Annotated in this window: 12 protein-coding genes; 3 read left to right on the top strand and 9 right to left on the bottom strand. The window is 69.3% G+C overall.

Annotated elements, in window-relative coordinates; translation table 11 throughout:
- Positions 1–88 precede the first annotated feature (88 nt).
- Both ABN273_RS49615 and ABN273_RS49610 read right to left on the bottom strand, forming a co-directional pair.
- Entirely contained in the window at positions 89–430 is a 342-nt protein-coding gene (locus tag ABN273_RS49615) for an EthD family reductase (protein WP_349456644.1), read from the bottom strand.
- 67 nt (positions 431–497) lie between these two features.
- Positions 498–1,490, bottom strand: a complete 993-nt coding sequence (locus tag ABN273_RS49610; protein WP_349456643.1) for a zinc-binding dehydrogenase — start codon at positions 1,488–1,490, stop codon at positions 498–500.
- Between the two features lie 298 nt (positions 1,491–1,788).
- On the opposite strand from ABN273_RS49610, the gene ABN273_RS49605 reads away from it, so the two are divergent.
- Positions 1,789–2,037 carry a hypothetical protein gene (locus ABN273_RS49605; RefSeq protein WP_349456642.1) on the top strand — a complete coding sequence of 83 codons (249 nt, stop codon included), beginning with the start codon at positions 1,789–1,791 and terminating at the stop codon, positions 2,035–2,037.
- A 52-nt stretch (positions 2,038–2,089) separates the two neighbouring features.
- Here the strand turns inward: ABN273_RS49605 and ABN273_RS49600 are convergent, their stop codons facing one another.
- Positions 2,090–2,779, bottom strand: coding sequence for a recombinase family protein (locus ABN273_RS49600; protein ID WP_349456641.1), 690 nt, complete (start codon positions 2,777–2,779; stop codon positions 2,090–2,092).
- Positions 2,780–3,100: 321 nt separating this feature from the next.
- Here ABN273_RS49600 and ABN273_RS49595 point away from each other — a divergent pair, with 321 nt between their 5' ends.
- Complete coding sequence (locus ABN273_RS49595; RefSeq protein WP_349456640.1) at positions 3,101–3,292, top strand: hypothetical protein; 192 nt, start codon at positions 3,101–3,103, stop codon at positions 3,290–3,292.
- 73 nt (positions 3,293–3,365) lie between these two features.
- On the opposite strand, the gene ABN273_RS49590 is transcribed toward ABN273_RS49595, so the two are convergent.
- The gene (locus tag ABN273_RS49590) at positions 3,366–4,373 is read right to left on the bottom strand and encodes a LacI family DNA-binding transcriptional regulator (protein ID WP_349456638.1); all 1,008 of its coding nucleotides are present in this window, start codon (positions 4,371–4,373) and stop codon (positions 3,366–3,368) included.
- Between the two features lie 177 nt (positions 4,374–4,550).
- Between ABN273_RS49590 and ABN273_RS49585 the strand changes: the two genes are divergently transcribed.
- A complete protein-coding gene (locus ABN273_RS49585; protein WP_349456637.1) occupies positions 4,551–7,490 on the top strand; it encodes a glycoside hydrolase family 2 TIM barrel-domain containing protein in 2,940 nt (979 codons plus the stop codon).
- 54 nt (positions 7,491–7,544) lie between these two features.
- Here the strand turns inward: ABN273_RS49585 and ABN273_RS49580 are convergent, their stop codons facing one another.
- From ABN273_RS49580 to ABN273_RS49560, 5 genes are all read right to left on the bottom strand, one after another.
- Complete coding sequence (locus tag ABN273_RS49580) at positions 7,545–9,239, bottom strand: cellulase family glycosylhydrolase (protein WP_349456636.1); 1,695 nt, start codon at positions 9,237–9,239, stop codon at positions 7,545–7,547.
- Positions 9,240–9,331: 92 nt separating this feature from the next.
- Positions 9,332–10,762, bottom strand: a complete 1,431-nt coding sequence (locus ABN273_RS49575) for a glycoside hydrolase family 43 protein (protein ID WP_349456635.1) — start codon at positions 10,760–10,762, stop codon at positions 9,332–9,334.
- Between the two features lie 14 nt (positions 10,763–10,776).
- The gene (locus ABN273_RS49570; protein WP_349456634.1) at positions 10,777–12,702 is read right to left on the bottom strand and encodes an alpha-galactosidase; all 1,926 of its coding nucleotides are present in this window, start codon (positions 12,700–12,702) and stop codon (positions 10,777–10,779) included.
- Positions 12,699–14,630, bottom strand: coding sequence for a beta-galactosidase (locus tag ABN273_RS49565; protein WP_349456633.1), 1,932 nt, complete (start codon positions 14,628–14,630; stop codon positions 12,699–12,701). Before ABN273_RS49565 ends, ABN273_RS49570 begins: the two co-directional genes overlap by 4 nt.
- Positions 14,630–14,953: a hypothetical protein gene (locus tag ABN273_RS49560; protein WP_349456632.1), complete on the bottom strand. Its 324-nt coding sequence runs from the start codon at positions 14,951–14,953 to the stop codon at positions 14,630–14,632. Before ABN273_RS49560 ends, ABN273_RS49565 begins: the two co-directional genes overlap by 1 nt.
- Positions 14,954–14,955: the final 2 nt, after the last annotated feature.

Below are 14,955 nucleotides of genomic sequence, written 5' to 3'. Positions count from 1 at the left end.
TCCACGTGCCGACGCCGCCGACAACGCCAGGCCCGCCTCAGCCACCATCGCCGACGCGGGCACCCTCTCGCAGAGGTGGCGTCCGCGATCAGACCTCGTCGAGTTGCAGGATCATGCCGCGGAAGGTCGCGTAGCGGGCCAGGTTCGCTGCGGCATCCTCGGCGGTGCGCTGGCCGATCTCGGACCCGAGCGCCGCTTCCAGCGCAGCCATGTCGTCCCAGTCCAGCATCACGAACATATAGCACGGCTCGCCGATCACGGCTGCCGGCTCATGACTGCGCGTGTAACGACGCAGGCCCGGATACTGTTTCGCCAACGGGATGTGGACATCGTTGTAGTGACGTTCGAACGCGTCGACGTCGGAGGGGGTGTCGTACATCACGACGAATCGCGCCATCTGCTTAGCGGCCAGGTCCACGGTTGCGGTCATCTGTTTCAACTCCTGTCATGGGCACCTCCGGTGTGCGGCGTCACCGGCTCGGTACAAGGGGGCTTTCTCAGGGCAGCAGGGCCAGTTTGCCGACGGTGGCCCTGGCTTCCAGTTCCGTTAGCGCTTTCGGGCCGTCGGCCAGTTCGTACACGGTGGGCAGGCTTGGGGCGAGCACGCCAGCCGCGATCAGCGCGGACAGCTCACCCATGAGCTCGCCGAAGATCTGCGGTGCAGCCTGGATCAGCACGCCGATATTGAGGCCGATGATGTGGACCTGGTGCTTGTACACCAGGTCCCAGTTGGTGATCGGGGCTTCGCCGCCTGCCACGCCGTAGACGACGACACGGCCGGTGACCCGCTTGGCCGCGGCCAGGCTGGCGTCGAAGGTGGCGCCGCCAGCCGACTCCAGCACAATGTCGGCGCCGGAACCGCCGGTCAGCCGCAGCACCTCGGCGGCGAGGTCGCCGCCGAGAGAGTCCAGGACGTGGTCGGCTCCCAGTGCCCGCACTGTCTCGTGCTTGCCCGGCGAGGCGGTGGCGATGGCCGTCGCACCGTAGTGCTTGGCTATTCTCACCGCGGCCTGGCCAGTTCCGCCCGCCGCGGCGTGGATCAGCACAACGTGCCCGGCAGCGATGCCGCCGAGAGGCTTGAGCGCGGCCAGCGCGGTGGGCCAGTTCACGACGAGACCCAGCGCCTGCTGCTCCGTCCAGCCCGAAGGCACAGGCACCGCCGCAGCCGCGGGCAGGACCATGTACTCGGCGAAAGCGCCGTCTCCGACGCCGACGACGCGGACCCCCGGTTGGGGGTCGGTCACCGCCTCGCCCACCGCGACGACCTCACCGGCGGCCTCGAAACCTGCCAGGTACGGTGGCCGCGGGCCGTCCAGGAACGTGCCGTGGGCCTTCGAGATGTCGGCGAAGTTGACCCCGGCGGCGGTGACGCGGATCAGGACCTCGCCCTGGCCGGGGCTCGGCACCGGCGCGTCAATGATCAGGCGCATGTCCTGTGGGCCGTTGAGGGAAGTCTGCTGCAGCGCGCGCATGGTCGCGGGAATGCTCATTGGCGATCAGCTTTCTTTCTCGGCGTACATGAGAGATCGGCCCGCGCGCGGGCCGATCTCTCATGTAGACCCCGGCCACCACAAAAAGGAATCGGCCGCTCCCGAACGGCACGGGGTTCAGCTTGCTGATCACGTCCAGCAAACGATCGATTCTCGACACCACAGCCCGACGGGCTCCGGACCGTCCCTTCCCGCCTTCGCGACTGTTGAAAAACGTGTTGAGAAATCTGGGTGTTCAGCAAGTACGTCAGCACCCTTTTCTCTACGCTTTCGGGTCATCGAGCCCTTCGCCGGGCCCGTGCTGCCCTACCCCCACGCCCGTAACGACTGCATCTTGTGCCGGGAGATGGACGCCGACTTCGAGATCGTGGAGGAGGCGCTGGAACCACCGCCCTGGACGCCGGGCCGCCCACCTCGCCGGTTCTGCCAGGGGTGCATCGGCCGATGGATGGTCACCCAGGCCGCCTACGGCCGCAGCAGCCAGCCCCCCGGTGAGCCGCTTACGGTGACCATCACCATGCCGGCTCCCGGCGGCGGCTCGTGGTGAACACCGGGGTTGAGGAACCTGCGGACAGCCGTTGGCGGTACCCGCAAGTAACTTAGCGGGATGCCTCGGCAGGGCCCTCGGTCGGGATGAGCGCGGGCGGGCCCGACTGGCCGGGCAGTAGCCCGATCAGCGCGGTTCGGATGGCGGCCCGGCTCACTCCATGCGCACGTGCGAGAGCCGCGATCGAGGTGCCGTGCTCGGTGAACGTCGATCGCACCTCTTCAAGCCGGGTGCCGGTGAGCGCGGGCGGGCGGCCGCGATAGCGACCTTCGGCCTCGGCGGCGGCGATCCCCTCGACGGTGAGCTCGTTCTGGATGTCACGTTGGAACTGGCCGACTGCGGTGATCACGTTGATGATGACGGCGGTGGTGGCGTCGCCTGCGGCCAGATCGTGGAAGTTCGACAGCGGCCCGGACAGGACTCGCAGGGCGACGCCGCGGGCCTGGCACCAGTTGCGGACGGCGTGGATGTCGAGAAGGTCGCGGCAGAGCCGGAACAGCTCCGAGACCGTCAGGGTGTCGCCGGGGTGCGCCTTGGCGGCGATCTTGCCGAACGCGGGCCGGTCGAGGGCGGGGATCTTGGAGGTGGTGGCGGGGTCCTCGAAGAGCAGGACGCCGTCGGCAGGCCGGAATCCCTCGGCGACGCCTTCGGTGCGCACAAGAAGGCCGACCTCGGTGAGGATGTGGCGCTGCCGCAGCAGGGACTGGGTCGCGGTGGAGACGCGGGAATAGACGATCTGCACCGGGCTCTCCTCGGGAAGGGACGGAGCCCCGATTTTCCTGTCGGAAAATCCTGTCGTCAATTCGGGAGCCGAATCGACCGCGCGACGCCCTGATTCGTCCCTTGGTGCCCGATTCTCCGAGGGGTCGCCGGTGCTGGTTCGATGCCTGTCGGGAAACCGTCTAATCCCGACACTCCGGCGAGGACCCCGAACGCCCTCAAGGGGTGCGGCCGGAATACGCCGCAAACAGGCCGCGTGGGTTACGGTGCATCCTCTGACCTGGGGTTTCGCCTCGCGTCAGGGGAGAGCTACTCTCGTCCATCCGAGCAAGCAGCAGTTCTCATGGCGGATCTCGAGATGGTCAATCAGACTCAGAGGATGAGCGCGGAAGGTAGTCAGTATGCCTTCGTGATCCAGACGAGGGACGACCTCGACCGATCGTGGTCATGGATCATGGATTACGGCAACGGGGACAACCTGGTGGCGGGACGCGGCATGGTGGACGATGTCTCGGGAACCCCGCAAGACTTCTGAACCGACTCCGTGGGCACGCACCTCTGCGCCCCCGCTGTCATGGGCGGGCGACAGGCGGGGTCGCGTTACGAGTTCAGATTCTCGGTGGTGCCGTACTCTTGCGGACGGTGAGAACGGTGGCGATCTCCACCCCGGCCTGGCGAACCGGTTCACCGCGGCCGAGGGTGAGCGCCAGGTCGATGGCGGCGCTCGCCATCTCGAACAACGGCTGGTGGACCGTCGTCAGAGGTGGGTCGGCCCAGTCTGAGACGACGATGTCGTCGAAGCCCACCACGCTCAATTCGCCCGGGATCGACAAGCCCAGCTCCCGAGCGGCGCGATAGACCCCGAACGCCTGCATGTCGTTGGAGGCGAAGATCGCAGTCGGCCGGTCAGGGCGGGAAAGCAGTTCGAGGGCCGCGGTGTAGCCGTGCTCGCGGGTGAGGAGGGTGCGGACCACCAGCGAAGAATCCGCGGCGACGTCGGCTTCGGCCATCGCCGAGAAATATCCGGCCATGCGCGCCTGGCAGAACGGATAGTCCGGCCCATTGATCATCGCGATGCGCCGGTGCCCCAGGTCGAGCAGGTGCCGGGTGGCCGAGTGGCCGCCCCGCCAGTTGGTGGTGCCCACGAAGGGGACGTCATCCGGCAGTTCGCCGGCCGGGTTGATGACGACGAACGGGATGTCCTTTGCCTTCAGCTTCGCCTGCTCGGGCGCCGAGATCTCGGAGACGAACAGGACGCAGCCGGGGCGGCGGCCGATCGTCTCGTCGATGGAGGTGGCGGGTGAGGAGTCGGGGCCCAGCTGCGACACCAGGACGCCGATCCGGTTCTGGCGCGCCACCCGTTCGACCCCGCGGATGACGTCCACGGCCCACGTGCCTTCCATCTCGCGGAAGACGATCTCCACGGTGCTGCCCCGGCTGCCGGAAGGGCGGCGGTAGCCGTACTTGTTGATCAGACCTTCGACTCGGGTACGGGTCTCCTTCGAGACGCCCGAGCGGCCGTTGAGCACCTTCGACACGGTGGGGATCGAGACGCCCGCGGATTCAGCGATGAACGCGATGGTGACCGCGGGCGGCCCCGATGGGTTGTCGGTCACGTTCGCCTTTCCGCCGCCATGGTGTGTCCATGGAAACTATAGAGCAACTCCGAGGAAACTTTCTCAGCCCGTCCGGCCTGCCAAAGGCCGAGCGTAGAGCCGGTTCCGTGCCTTGCCGCAACATGCGTTCGATACTACGGTTTCGCGCGAAACTTTATCACTGGAAGAGGAAAGCGCGTGTACCTTGAAGACTTCTCCCCAGGTTATGGCAAGCTCGCGCCGCGAGCCGTCCTCGCTTCTGACGCCCCGCGGCTCGACCTGAACGGTGACTGGGCATTCCGCTTCTCTCCCATCGGCCTCGGCGAGCCGGACGGCTTCCCATGTCCCGACTTCGACGACGAGGAGTGGGATCGGCTCGCCGTCCCCTCACACTGGCAGCTCCACGGGTACGGCAAGCCCGCCTACCTGAACATCCCCTACCCGATCCCGATAGATCCGCCGTTCGTCCCGGACGAGAACCAGACCGGCGACTATCGCCGCGTCTTCGAGCTGCCCGAAGAGTGGGGTGACACCCCTGCCGTGCTCCGCTTCGAGGGCGTGGACTCGTGCGCGCGGGTCTGGCTCAACGGAGTGGAGCTGGGGGTGACCACGGGCAGCCGCCTGCCGACGGAGTTCGACGCCACGAAGGCGCTGTGCCCGGGCCGCAACGTCCTGGCCGTCCGGGTCCACCAGTATTCCTCTGGCACCTATCTGGAGGATCAGGACACCTGGCGGCTGTCCGGGATCTTCCGGGACGTAGCGCTGCTTGCGCGGCCCGTCGGCGGAATCCGGGACGTCTTCGTGCACGCCGACTACTCCGACGGAGGCGGGCGGGTGCGATTCGACGTGGCGGCGGACGGACCTGCCGAGGTCAGCATCCCCCTGCTCGGGGTGGAGGCCGCCGCCGCCACGCAGACGTTCGTCTTCGACCGGGTACGGCCCTGGAGCGCGGAGGATCCCTTCCTCTACGAGGCCGTCATCGCCACCCCGAGCGAGCGGGTACGCGTGCGGTTCGGCTTCCGCACGGTCGAGATCAACGGGGACGGCGTGCTGACGGTGAACGGCCGGCGGATCGTGCTGCGCGGTGTCAACCGGCATGAATTCGACCCCGATCACGGGCGCGCGGTGAGCAAGGAGCTGATGCGCCGCGACGTGGAGCTGATGAAGCAGCACAACGTCAACGCCGTCCGGACCTCGCACTACCCGCCCCACCCCGCTTTCCTGGACATCTGTGACGAGCTGGGCCTGTGGGTCGTGCTGGAGTGCGACCTGGAGACGCACGGGTTCGAGCAGCCGCGGCCGGAGCCCTGGACCGGCAACCCCTCAGACGATCCGCGGTGGCGCGCGGCCTACCTGGACCGCATCCAGCGAACCGTCGAACGCGACAAGAACCACCCCAGCGTCATCATCTGGTCGCTCGGCAACGAGGCGGGCGACGGGGACAACCTCAAGGCCATGGCCGACTGGATCCACGAGCGCGACCCGTCGCGGCCGGTCCACTACGAGGCCGACCGGCTGGCCCGATACGTCGATGTCTATGGCGAGATGTATCGCACCCCCGCCGTCGTGCGCCGCATCGGCCAGGGCGCGCTGCGGCCAGGGGAGCTGTTCTGTCCGCTCACCGAGGGGGCGGGTGACCCGGCGGATGACCGGCGCAACCGCATGCCGTTCATCTACACGGAGTTCGCGCACGCGATGGGCAACGGCCCGGGCGGCCTGGCGGAGTACATGCGGCTGTGCGAGGAGTTCCCGCGGGTCCAGGGCGGGTTCGTGTGGGAGTGGATCGATCAGGGTCTGCGCACCACCGACGCTCAGGGCCGGGAGTTCTTCGCCTACGGCGGCGACTTCGGTGAGGAGCTGCACGACGCGAACTACATCTGCGACGGCCTCATGTTCCCCGACCGCACACCGTCCCCGGGCATGCTGGAATACCAGAAGGTCAACGAGCCCGTCGTCATCGAGCCCGGCCGCCCCGGACACGTCACGATCCGCAACCGCTACGCCTTCCTGGACCTGTCCCACCTGCGCTTCACCCATTCCCAGGGTGAGCTCGCGGTGCCGCCCGTCGGACCGGGGGAACGCGTCGAGGTCCCTGTCCCTGACGGCGTGACCATCCAGGCCGAACTGGCGGAATCCACCGCTTGGGCGCCCAAGGGCCACGTCGTGGCCTGGGGTCAGCTCCCGCCTGCCGCGCCCGCCCCGGCTGTTCTCGCCGAGGTACGGCGGGCCGCCAGGCAGTCCGCCGAGCACATCCACCTCGGCTCCGCGCGTTTCGACCGGCGAACGGGGAGCCTGGTCGGCCTCGGCGACCGGCCGCTGCACGGCCCGCGGCTGGCACTGTGGCGCGCGCCCACGGACAACGACCGCTCATGGGGGCAGGGCGACGCCGAGTACTGGAAGGCCCGCGGCCTGGATCGGCTGCTGCACAGGACCGTCTCCGTCGAGGCAGGCGACGTGGGCCTGACCGTCGTGGTCCGCAGTTCGGCGGCCAATTCCACCTGCGGCTACCTCAGCACGTACCGCTGGGACAGCGACGGGGAGCGCCTGAGGCTGCGGGTGCACGCCGAGCCGCTCGGCTACTGGCCGGAGAGGAGGTTCTACTTCGCCGAGGACATGGTGGACCACGACCTGCCGGAGGAGGAGCGCGAGGAGCTCCTCCGGCGCCACAGAGCGCCATCCCTGGCGCGGATCGGCCTCGTGTGGCACCTTCCGGAGGAATGGTCGCAGGTCCGGTGGTGCGGCGCCGGGCCCGGCGAGGCGTACCCCGACTCCCGGAAGGCGGCGCGGATCGGCCGCTTCCACGCCACGGTCGACGAGCTGCAGACCCCGTACGTCCGCCCGCAGGACAACGGCACTCGCGCCGACGTGCGGTGGGCCGAGATCACCGACCTGGCGGGCGCGGGAATCCGCATCGAGGGTGAGCCGCTGTTCAGCCTCGCCGCCCGGCGCTGGAGCGACCGGCATCTCGCGGCGGCCCGGCACCAGACCGATTTGGTCCCCGAGCCGCTGATCTACCTGTACACCGACCATGTCGTCCACGGCGTCGGATCCGGGGCGGTCGGTCCCGGCGTCCTCCCCCGGTACCGGCTCGACGTCAGGGCCGCCGACTTCTCCTTCATCCTGTCGACGACGTCCTGAGCAAAGAGCCACCGCCCCGCACATGCGCGGGGCGGTGACCTCGGATCACAAGAGTCAGGACGCGGTGCCGGTGACCGTGTCGCCGGACTTGGTCACCTGGTAGGTGACCTTGGCGCCACTCCAGAAGTGGAAGGTGAGCGTCAGCGGCGTGCCCTCGCGCATGACGCCGAGGAAGTCCTTGAGGAGGCGGATGGAGTTGCCGGCGTAGTCGGGAGAGTAGGTCCTGCCGTACTCCTTGTAGGACGTCCAGTCGTGGGGTGCGGCGTTGGTGCCGTCGGCGTACTTGGCCTCCATCGTGGCGACCCGGTCACCGTTGAACTGCGTGGGGATGGTCAGCGACTCCGTGGTGCCGGTCGCGTTCGACAAGACCGGTGTGTCGTAGCTGATCACATAGATCTTCCACGGGATTCCCGAGGAGAACCGGGCCTGGATCGTCGCGTTGACGCCGTGGGACCGGTCGCCTGCCAGCCGGGTGAGGGCCGCCGCCGTGAGCGTGAGCTTGTCGCCGGAGACCGTGTAGTCCCGGCCCGGGTAAAGCCTGGTGGAGCCGTGCCAGAGCCCGCGGAACGAGGTCCCGTTCAGGTTCAGGGTGAGCGTCCTGGCCTCGATCGCGCCCGACTTCGGCAAGAAGATCGAGTCACTGGAAGTGGTGCCGGAACGGGTGGTGAAGCTCGACTTGATCTGGGCGAACAGGCCGGGGTCCTTCCACTCCTGCAGGGTCTGCCGGTTGAGGTGCTGGCCGTTGTCCCACCACATCGTGGTGAGCTTCTTGGTCCGCGCCTGGTGACCCAGCAGCTCGAAGAACTTCAGCTTCTCGCCCTGCTGGACGGCGTTCCAGTCCACGTCGAAGCTGAGCAGGCCGTACTCACCGACGATCACCGGGATGCCGCGGTCGACGAAGGTCTTGGCCGACCTGTCGAAGTAGCCGATCAGGTCCTGCTGGGTCTCCTCGTTGAAGGTGGTGACTCCGGCGATGTTCACGCTGAACGGCCAGTAGCCGTAGAAGTGGACGGTCGCGGCCAGGTTCTTGTCGTTCAGCGCGGTGATCTCGTTGGAGAGTCCGTCCAGGTACTTCTGGTCCGCGCTGGTGTGAACGGTGGGCAGGACCAGGATCCGATCGGCGTTGCGGCCGCCCGAGCCGCGGACGATGCCGTGGAAGGAGCGGTTGAGCTCGGCGAGGAGGCTCATCTTCGCCTCGTCGGTGGCGTTGTCGAACTGCGGCTCGTTGACGCTCTCGAAGAGCACCTTGCTCGGCGCGTCACGGAACGCGCCGGCGATCTGGGTCCACGAGGCGTTGAAGCGGGCCACCACCTCGTCGTGGTTGGTGGGCATCTTGGAGATCCACTGCCACGAGTCGTGGTGGACGTTGATCAGGACGTAGAGGTCGGAGGCGAGCGCCAGGTCGACGACCTCCTTGACCCGGTTCATCCACTTCGCGTCAATGGTGTACGGCGCGGTGGCGGACTGGTGGTCGGTCCAGGTGACGGGGATGCGGACGCTACGGAAGCCCTGGGCACGGACGGTTTCGAACAGAGCCTTGGTGGCCGGCGGGTTGCCCCATGAGGTCTCGTCGGGGAACGCGTCCAGCGTGTTGCCCAGGTTCCAGCCGGGCTGCATCGCCGCCACGACATCCATCGCGCTGCGGACGCCCTTGTCGGTCGAGGCCGCGGTGGGGCTGCTGACCAGCCCCACCACGGTGATCAGCGCGATGAGGAGGCTCGCCGCGCGTGAGAGGGGGGGTTTCCTCATTTCTTCCCTTCCATGAGTCGCCACTGCGTCTGCTGCGCCGTGGGGTGGATGCGGTGGTGAGCAGCTTCGGATCCTGGTTCGGCGCCGCCCATTCATGGCCTGCCCTCGTAGTCAAACCAGTCGAAATGCACGGCGCCGGTCGCGGCGTACATGCCGACCACCCGGCCGGTGAAGCCGCCCGCCACCTCGGTGGACAGGTAGCGGCCGTCAAGCGTGGCGAGCGCTGGCAAACCCTCGATACCGAACGCCAGCGTGTCGGGCCCGGAGCACGGATCACCCGGCCGCCGCGGCTCGCCGGTCTGGACGGAGAGCACCATCGGACCCGCCGGAACCTGCTGCTCAGCCACCACGGTCCACACCGAGCCGATGCGCGCGATCACCCGGACCCGGCCCTCGCCCGCTTCGATCTCGTAGTGGTGGTCCTCGTCCAGCCGGACCGCCAGCCCGCCGAGGCCCTGCGAGGGGTCGATCAGGGTGCGGGCGTGCCACCGCAGGTGCTGCGCGCGGCGGCCGAGGAAGGTCACGTCCCGCTCGTCCAGCGAGGCGCCGCGAGCGTGGAGGGTGAGCCATCCGGCGCGCTCTTTCGTGGTGGCTTGGCGGCTGCGCACCGAGATCCATGAGGTGTCGAACCCGGGCAGGTCGAAGTCGTCCATGAATGGTCCCGCCGGAGTACCGGAGACGATCTCGCCGACGACCGGCCAGCCGCCCTCCCAGGTCACCGGGGCGAGGAAGGTCTCGCGGCCCAGGACGTGCCAGCCGGGGGTGCCCCCGCCGGGCCGTACCCCGAGAAAGACCATCCACCAGGCCCCGTCAGGGGCCTGGACGAGATCGGCGTGGCCGGTGTTCTGGACCGGGTGGTGGGTGCCGCGGTGGGTCAGGATCGGGTTGGCCGGGCACGGCTCGAACGGCCCGTCGGGCGCGGGTCCGCGGGCGATCGAGACGGCGTGACCCCGCTCGGTGCCGCCCTCGGCGATCATCAGGTACCAGTGACCGCCGATCTTGTAGAGGTGCGGCGCTTCCGGCGCGAGCGCCCCCCGCGTTCCTGACCAGACCTGATGCGGCTCGCCGAGAGTCTGTCCCGTCCGCGGTTCCAGGCGTACCTGCGCGCCTCCGGCTGTCGTGACCCAGCAGGTACCGTCGTCGTCCCAGGCCAGGTCGGGGTCGATGCCGTGGACGCCGGGCAGCGGGATCGGGTCGGACCAGGGCCCGGCCGGGTCGGTGGCGGTGAACAGCACGTTGCCGCCTGCGGCCACGACGGTGACGATCAGCCAGAACTGGCCGTCGTGATGGCGGAGCGTGGGCGCGTAGACCCCGCCCGACGAGGGGATTTCCGTGGTGAGGGGTAGCTGGCTCGACCGCTCCAAGGCGTTGCCGAGCTGAGTCCACCGCACGAGATCGCGGCTGTGGAAGATCGGTATGCCCGGGAAGTACTCGAAGCTGGAGCAGGCGAGGTAGTAGTCATCGCCGACCCGGCAGATGCTGGGGTCGGGGTGGAAGCCGGGGACGATGGGATGGTGTGACACCCCTCGGGGTCCTTTCATCGGAGACGGAGCAGCACCGCTGATGGGGCGGTGGGCAGGGTCAAGGTGTGCTCTGTCAGGCGGGCCTTGCTGTCGGCGGGATAGAGCAGCTCCGCGCGAGGCACGTGGATCGTTTCTTCGCCGCCCCGCCGCCAGAGGGCGAGATAGGTGGCCGCCGGGGTGCGCAGGGACAGCGCGATCCAGGGGTCGTCCCAGGCAGGGAGGCCGAGCGGCCACGAGGGCACGGCCCGCGGCAGATCGGCCCGGATGTGCTTGTAGACCGCCACGGCCTCGTGGACGAGGGCGCGGGCACCTGAATCGAGCTCCGGAACCGGACCTGAGAGGTGGATCCGCCCGAGGAGCGCGCTGACCATGGTGAAGGCCACCTCGTCCGGGGAGTTCTCCGGCTGCGGGTAGGCCCAGACCGCTCCCTGTTCGGGCGGGACCGCGGTGGGAGCGGAGGCGGCGATGGGCGCGTAGAGCCGGAGGTTCTGCTGGTCGCTGGTCGACTGCAGCTGCAAGCGGGAGAGCAGGGCGTAGTCGGAGCGCATGCCTCCCGAGGCGCAGTTCTCGATCACCAGGTGCGGGTACCGGTCCAGGACGCCGTCGAGCCAGTCGAGGTGGGCACGGTTGTGACCGAGCAGCCCGGCCGCGGGAGCCTCGCCGGGGTGGCTGCTCGTGCCGGAGCCGGGATCGATGTTGTGATCCAGCTTGAGGTAGCCGACGCCCCACTGTCCGACGAGACGGTCGACGACCCCGTCGAGGTGGGCGCGGGCGGCCGGGTGGCGCAGATCCAGGTGGTGGCGGTGGTTCTCGACGACGCGGATGCCGTCGCGGCGGAAGAACGCCTCGTCGGGCAGGGAGGCGGCCAGGGGGTTGCGGGTTCCGATCACTTCCGGTTCCAGCCACAGGCCGGGGATCATGCCGCGCTCCCGGATCCGGTCCAGGACTTCGCCGATGCCTCCGGGGAAGCGCGTGGCGGACGGCTCCCAGGCGCCGACGGTGTCCCACCAGCTCGCGTCGAGGTCGGCGTACCAGCCCGCGTCGATGACGAAGTACTCCGCCCCGGCCTCCGCCGCCGCGTCGATCAGGGGAAGCAGCTTCTCCGTGGTCGGGTCCCCCATCAGGCAGTTCATGTAGTCGTTGAAGATGACCGGCAGCCGCTCGTGGTCGTGGTGCGGGCGGCGGATGGTACGGCGGTAACGGGTCAGCACGGCGAACGCCTCGTCGTGCTCGCCCACCGCGAGCGCGACGGGCACGGTGCGGAAGGTCTCGCCGGGGTTGAGGCGATGACGCCAGCCGTGCCGGCCGTCGCTGGGTCCGGACAGCGCCACGTAGGCCGTGCCTTCGCGCTCGCCGCACTCCCAGCGCCAGCCGCCGCCGTTGTGCTCGATCTGCCACAGCCACGTTCGGCCACTCTCGCGATCGGACAGGCCGCCCATCGGCAGGTGGCCGCAGCTCGACCAGACGCCCTGCCCGGCCAGGGTGAAGCAGTCCTTGCCGTTGCCGTACCTGACCCGGTCGCTGAGCTGGGGGGAGGTGAGCCGCAGCGGGCTGCGCCGCCACCTGTATTCGGCCAGCCAGTCGTTCTCGGCCCACATCAGGTCCGCGCCGCCTGCCGGGAAGCCGCCGGCCACGAGCGAGGTGACCGACTCCAGGATCAGCGGGTGCTCGCCTTCGTTGCGGAGAAGCACCTCGCTGCGGAGCACGGGCAGACCGTCCGGCGACCGGTACCGCACCTCCGCGGCGAGGCCGGTCTCCGGGTCGTGGAGTTCGACGGTGAGCTCGTCGTCGGTGACATGCTGCCGCCGGCGGAGCATCCGCGCGCCGATGCTGGTGTCGATGAGCCGATGGCTCGACCAGTGGTGGCCGTGCCCGGTCGCGGTCACCTCGACGAGAGGCAGTCCCGACTCGAGCAGCTCGAGTCGCAGGGCGTCGATCACGGTGTTCTCCTTTTCCGCAGTACGGCACAGCCGCCCGCCGGCAGCTCGGACACGTTGGCTCCCGTCAGCAGGTCGAGGCCGGGCTCGGGCAGGCTCACGGGATCGACGTCGTGGTTGAGGAAGAACTGCCACCGCGTGCCGTCCTGGGCGTGCCGGGTGACTGATTCGAGGCCGGGCGTCCCGGAGCCGACGATCCGGGCGATCAGGGCGGCGTAACCGGAATCGTCGAGCCGCGTGGAGAGGTACCAGCCCTCCCCGGCGCCGAAGCGGTGCCGGGTGAGCGCGGGTTTCCCGGCGAGCATGCCGTGGGTGTAGGTGACGAGCGCTTCACCGTCGGCGCGCAGGGACTCGCTCCAGACTGTGGCCCGCGAGCCGTCCGACAGGGCGATCATCTCGTCCGGGCGGAGCGGCCGGTGTTCCTCGACGCGGATGCCAAGCGCTTCGCGCAGCGGCAGCGCCGGGTAGCCGCCGAGCCGGGCGTGGAGGCGGTCGTCGACGACGCCGCTGTAGTACTGGACGAGCAGCCTCCCACCGCCGGCGACGTAGTCGCGCAGGTTCTCCGCCCCGGCGTCGGAGAGCAGGAACAGGGACGGAGCCACCACGAACCGGTAGCGGCTCAGGTCGTGCTCGGGGTGGGCGAAGTCGGCCGTGATCCCGGCATCCCACAGCGCGCGATGGGCCCGGCGGAGCGCATCGTGGTAGTCGAGGTCCTTCGAGGGCAGGCCGTCGACCTCCATGGCCCACCAGGCGTCCGCGTCGTGCAGCACGGCCACCTTCGCGGTGACCGTCGAACCCGCGATCTCACCCAGCCGCGCGACGATCTCGCCGGCCTGCTGGACCTCGCGGAAGATCCGGCTGTCGGCACCCGCGTGCGGGACCATCGCCGAGTGCCAGGTCTCGGATCCGGCCCGGGACTGCCGCCACTGGAAGAACAGGGCGCCCTCCGAACCGCGGGCGATGTGGCCGAGGGCGTGGCGCAGGATCTCCCCGGGCTCTTTGCCCAGGACCCGGCCGCCGGAGTAGACGGTGTTCGTGCCCTGCTCCATCAGCAGCCAGGGGCGTCCGCCGGCGAACGAGCGGGCGCGGTCGGCGGCGAAGGCGGTGTCGGCGGCGGCGTCCAGGCCGGGCGCGTCCGGGTAGTGGTCGATGGCGACCAGATCGACCTCCCGGCCCAGGGCCCACAGGTCCACGTTCTGGTAGCCGGGAAGCATCATGTTGGTGGTCACCGGCCGGTCGCTGTGCGCGCGGATGGCGTCGCGCTGCTCCCGGTACGCGGCCAAGACCGTGTCCGACCAGAAGCGCCGGAAGTCCAGGTGCTGGCCCGGGTTCTTGTGCCATTGGGTGGCCCGCGGCGGCAGCACCTGCTCCCAGGCGCCGTAACGCTGGCTCCAGAACTCCGTGCCCCAGGCCTCGTTGAGCGCCTCCAGCGAGCCGTGGCGCTGCTGGAGCCACTCCCGGAACGCGGCCGCGGTGTGATCACACCAGCAGAGCGTCGTGTACTCGTTGTGCACGTGCCACATCGCCACGCCCGGATGCGCGCTGTACCTCTCGGCCAGAGCTGTGGCGATGTTCCGTGCGGCGGTGCGGTAGGCGGGGGCGGCCAGGCAGTAGGTGTCGCGGCTGCCGTGGACGAGCCGGGTGCCGTCCGGCCCGACCGGGAGAGCGTCCGGGTGGGCCAGGGTGAACCACGGCGGTGGGGAGGCGGTGGGGGTGGCCAGGTCCACCGCAACGCCGTTGGCGTGCAGCCGGTCGAGGTGGGCATCCAGCCAGGCGAAATCGTAGCGGCCCTCCTCCGGCTCCAGCAGCGCCCAGGAGAAGACGCCGACGGTCGCCAGGTTGACGTGAGCGCGGCGCATCAGCGCGTCGTCTTCCTTCCAGACGGCCTCGTCCCACTGCTCGGGGTTATAGTCGCCGCCGAAGAACAACATCACACCTCCAGGTGAGCGTCGTCGCGCAGGAAGGTGAGCCGCCCGGCGGCATACGGGAGTTCGGGGGTGAGCCGCCCCGCGCTGTCGGCGTCGATGCGGACGGTCAGGGCGCCGTTGACCATGGTCGCGTGGTGCTCGGCGATGTTGATCTGCGCCTTCGCCCCTGGAGGCGGCGCGTCGAGCAGCGCTCCCGGCAGGTCGTCGAGCAGGGGCCCGCCTGGCGTGGCCCTGACCCGGACGGCGTCCGGGCCCCACGGCTCGACGCGCAAGGTCTCGCCCTTGGCGCGCCATTCCAGTGCGTCGCCGAGGTCGCGAAAGTACATGG

Origin of the sequence: Nonomuraea sp. B19D2, from assembly GCF_040137845.1 — a bacterium.
Taxonomy (GTDB): Bacteria; Actinomycetota; Actinomycetes; order Streptosporangiales; family Streptosporangiaceae; genus Nonomuraea.
This window is presented reverse-complemented; position numbering and strand designations above follow the sequence as displayed.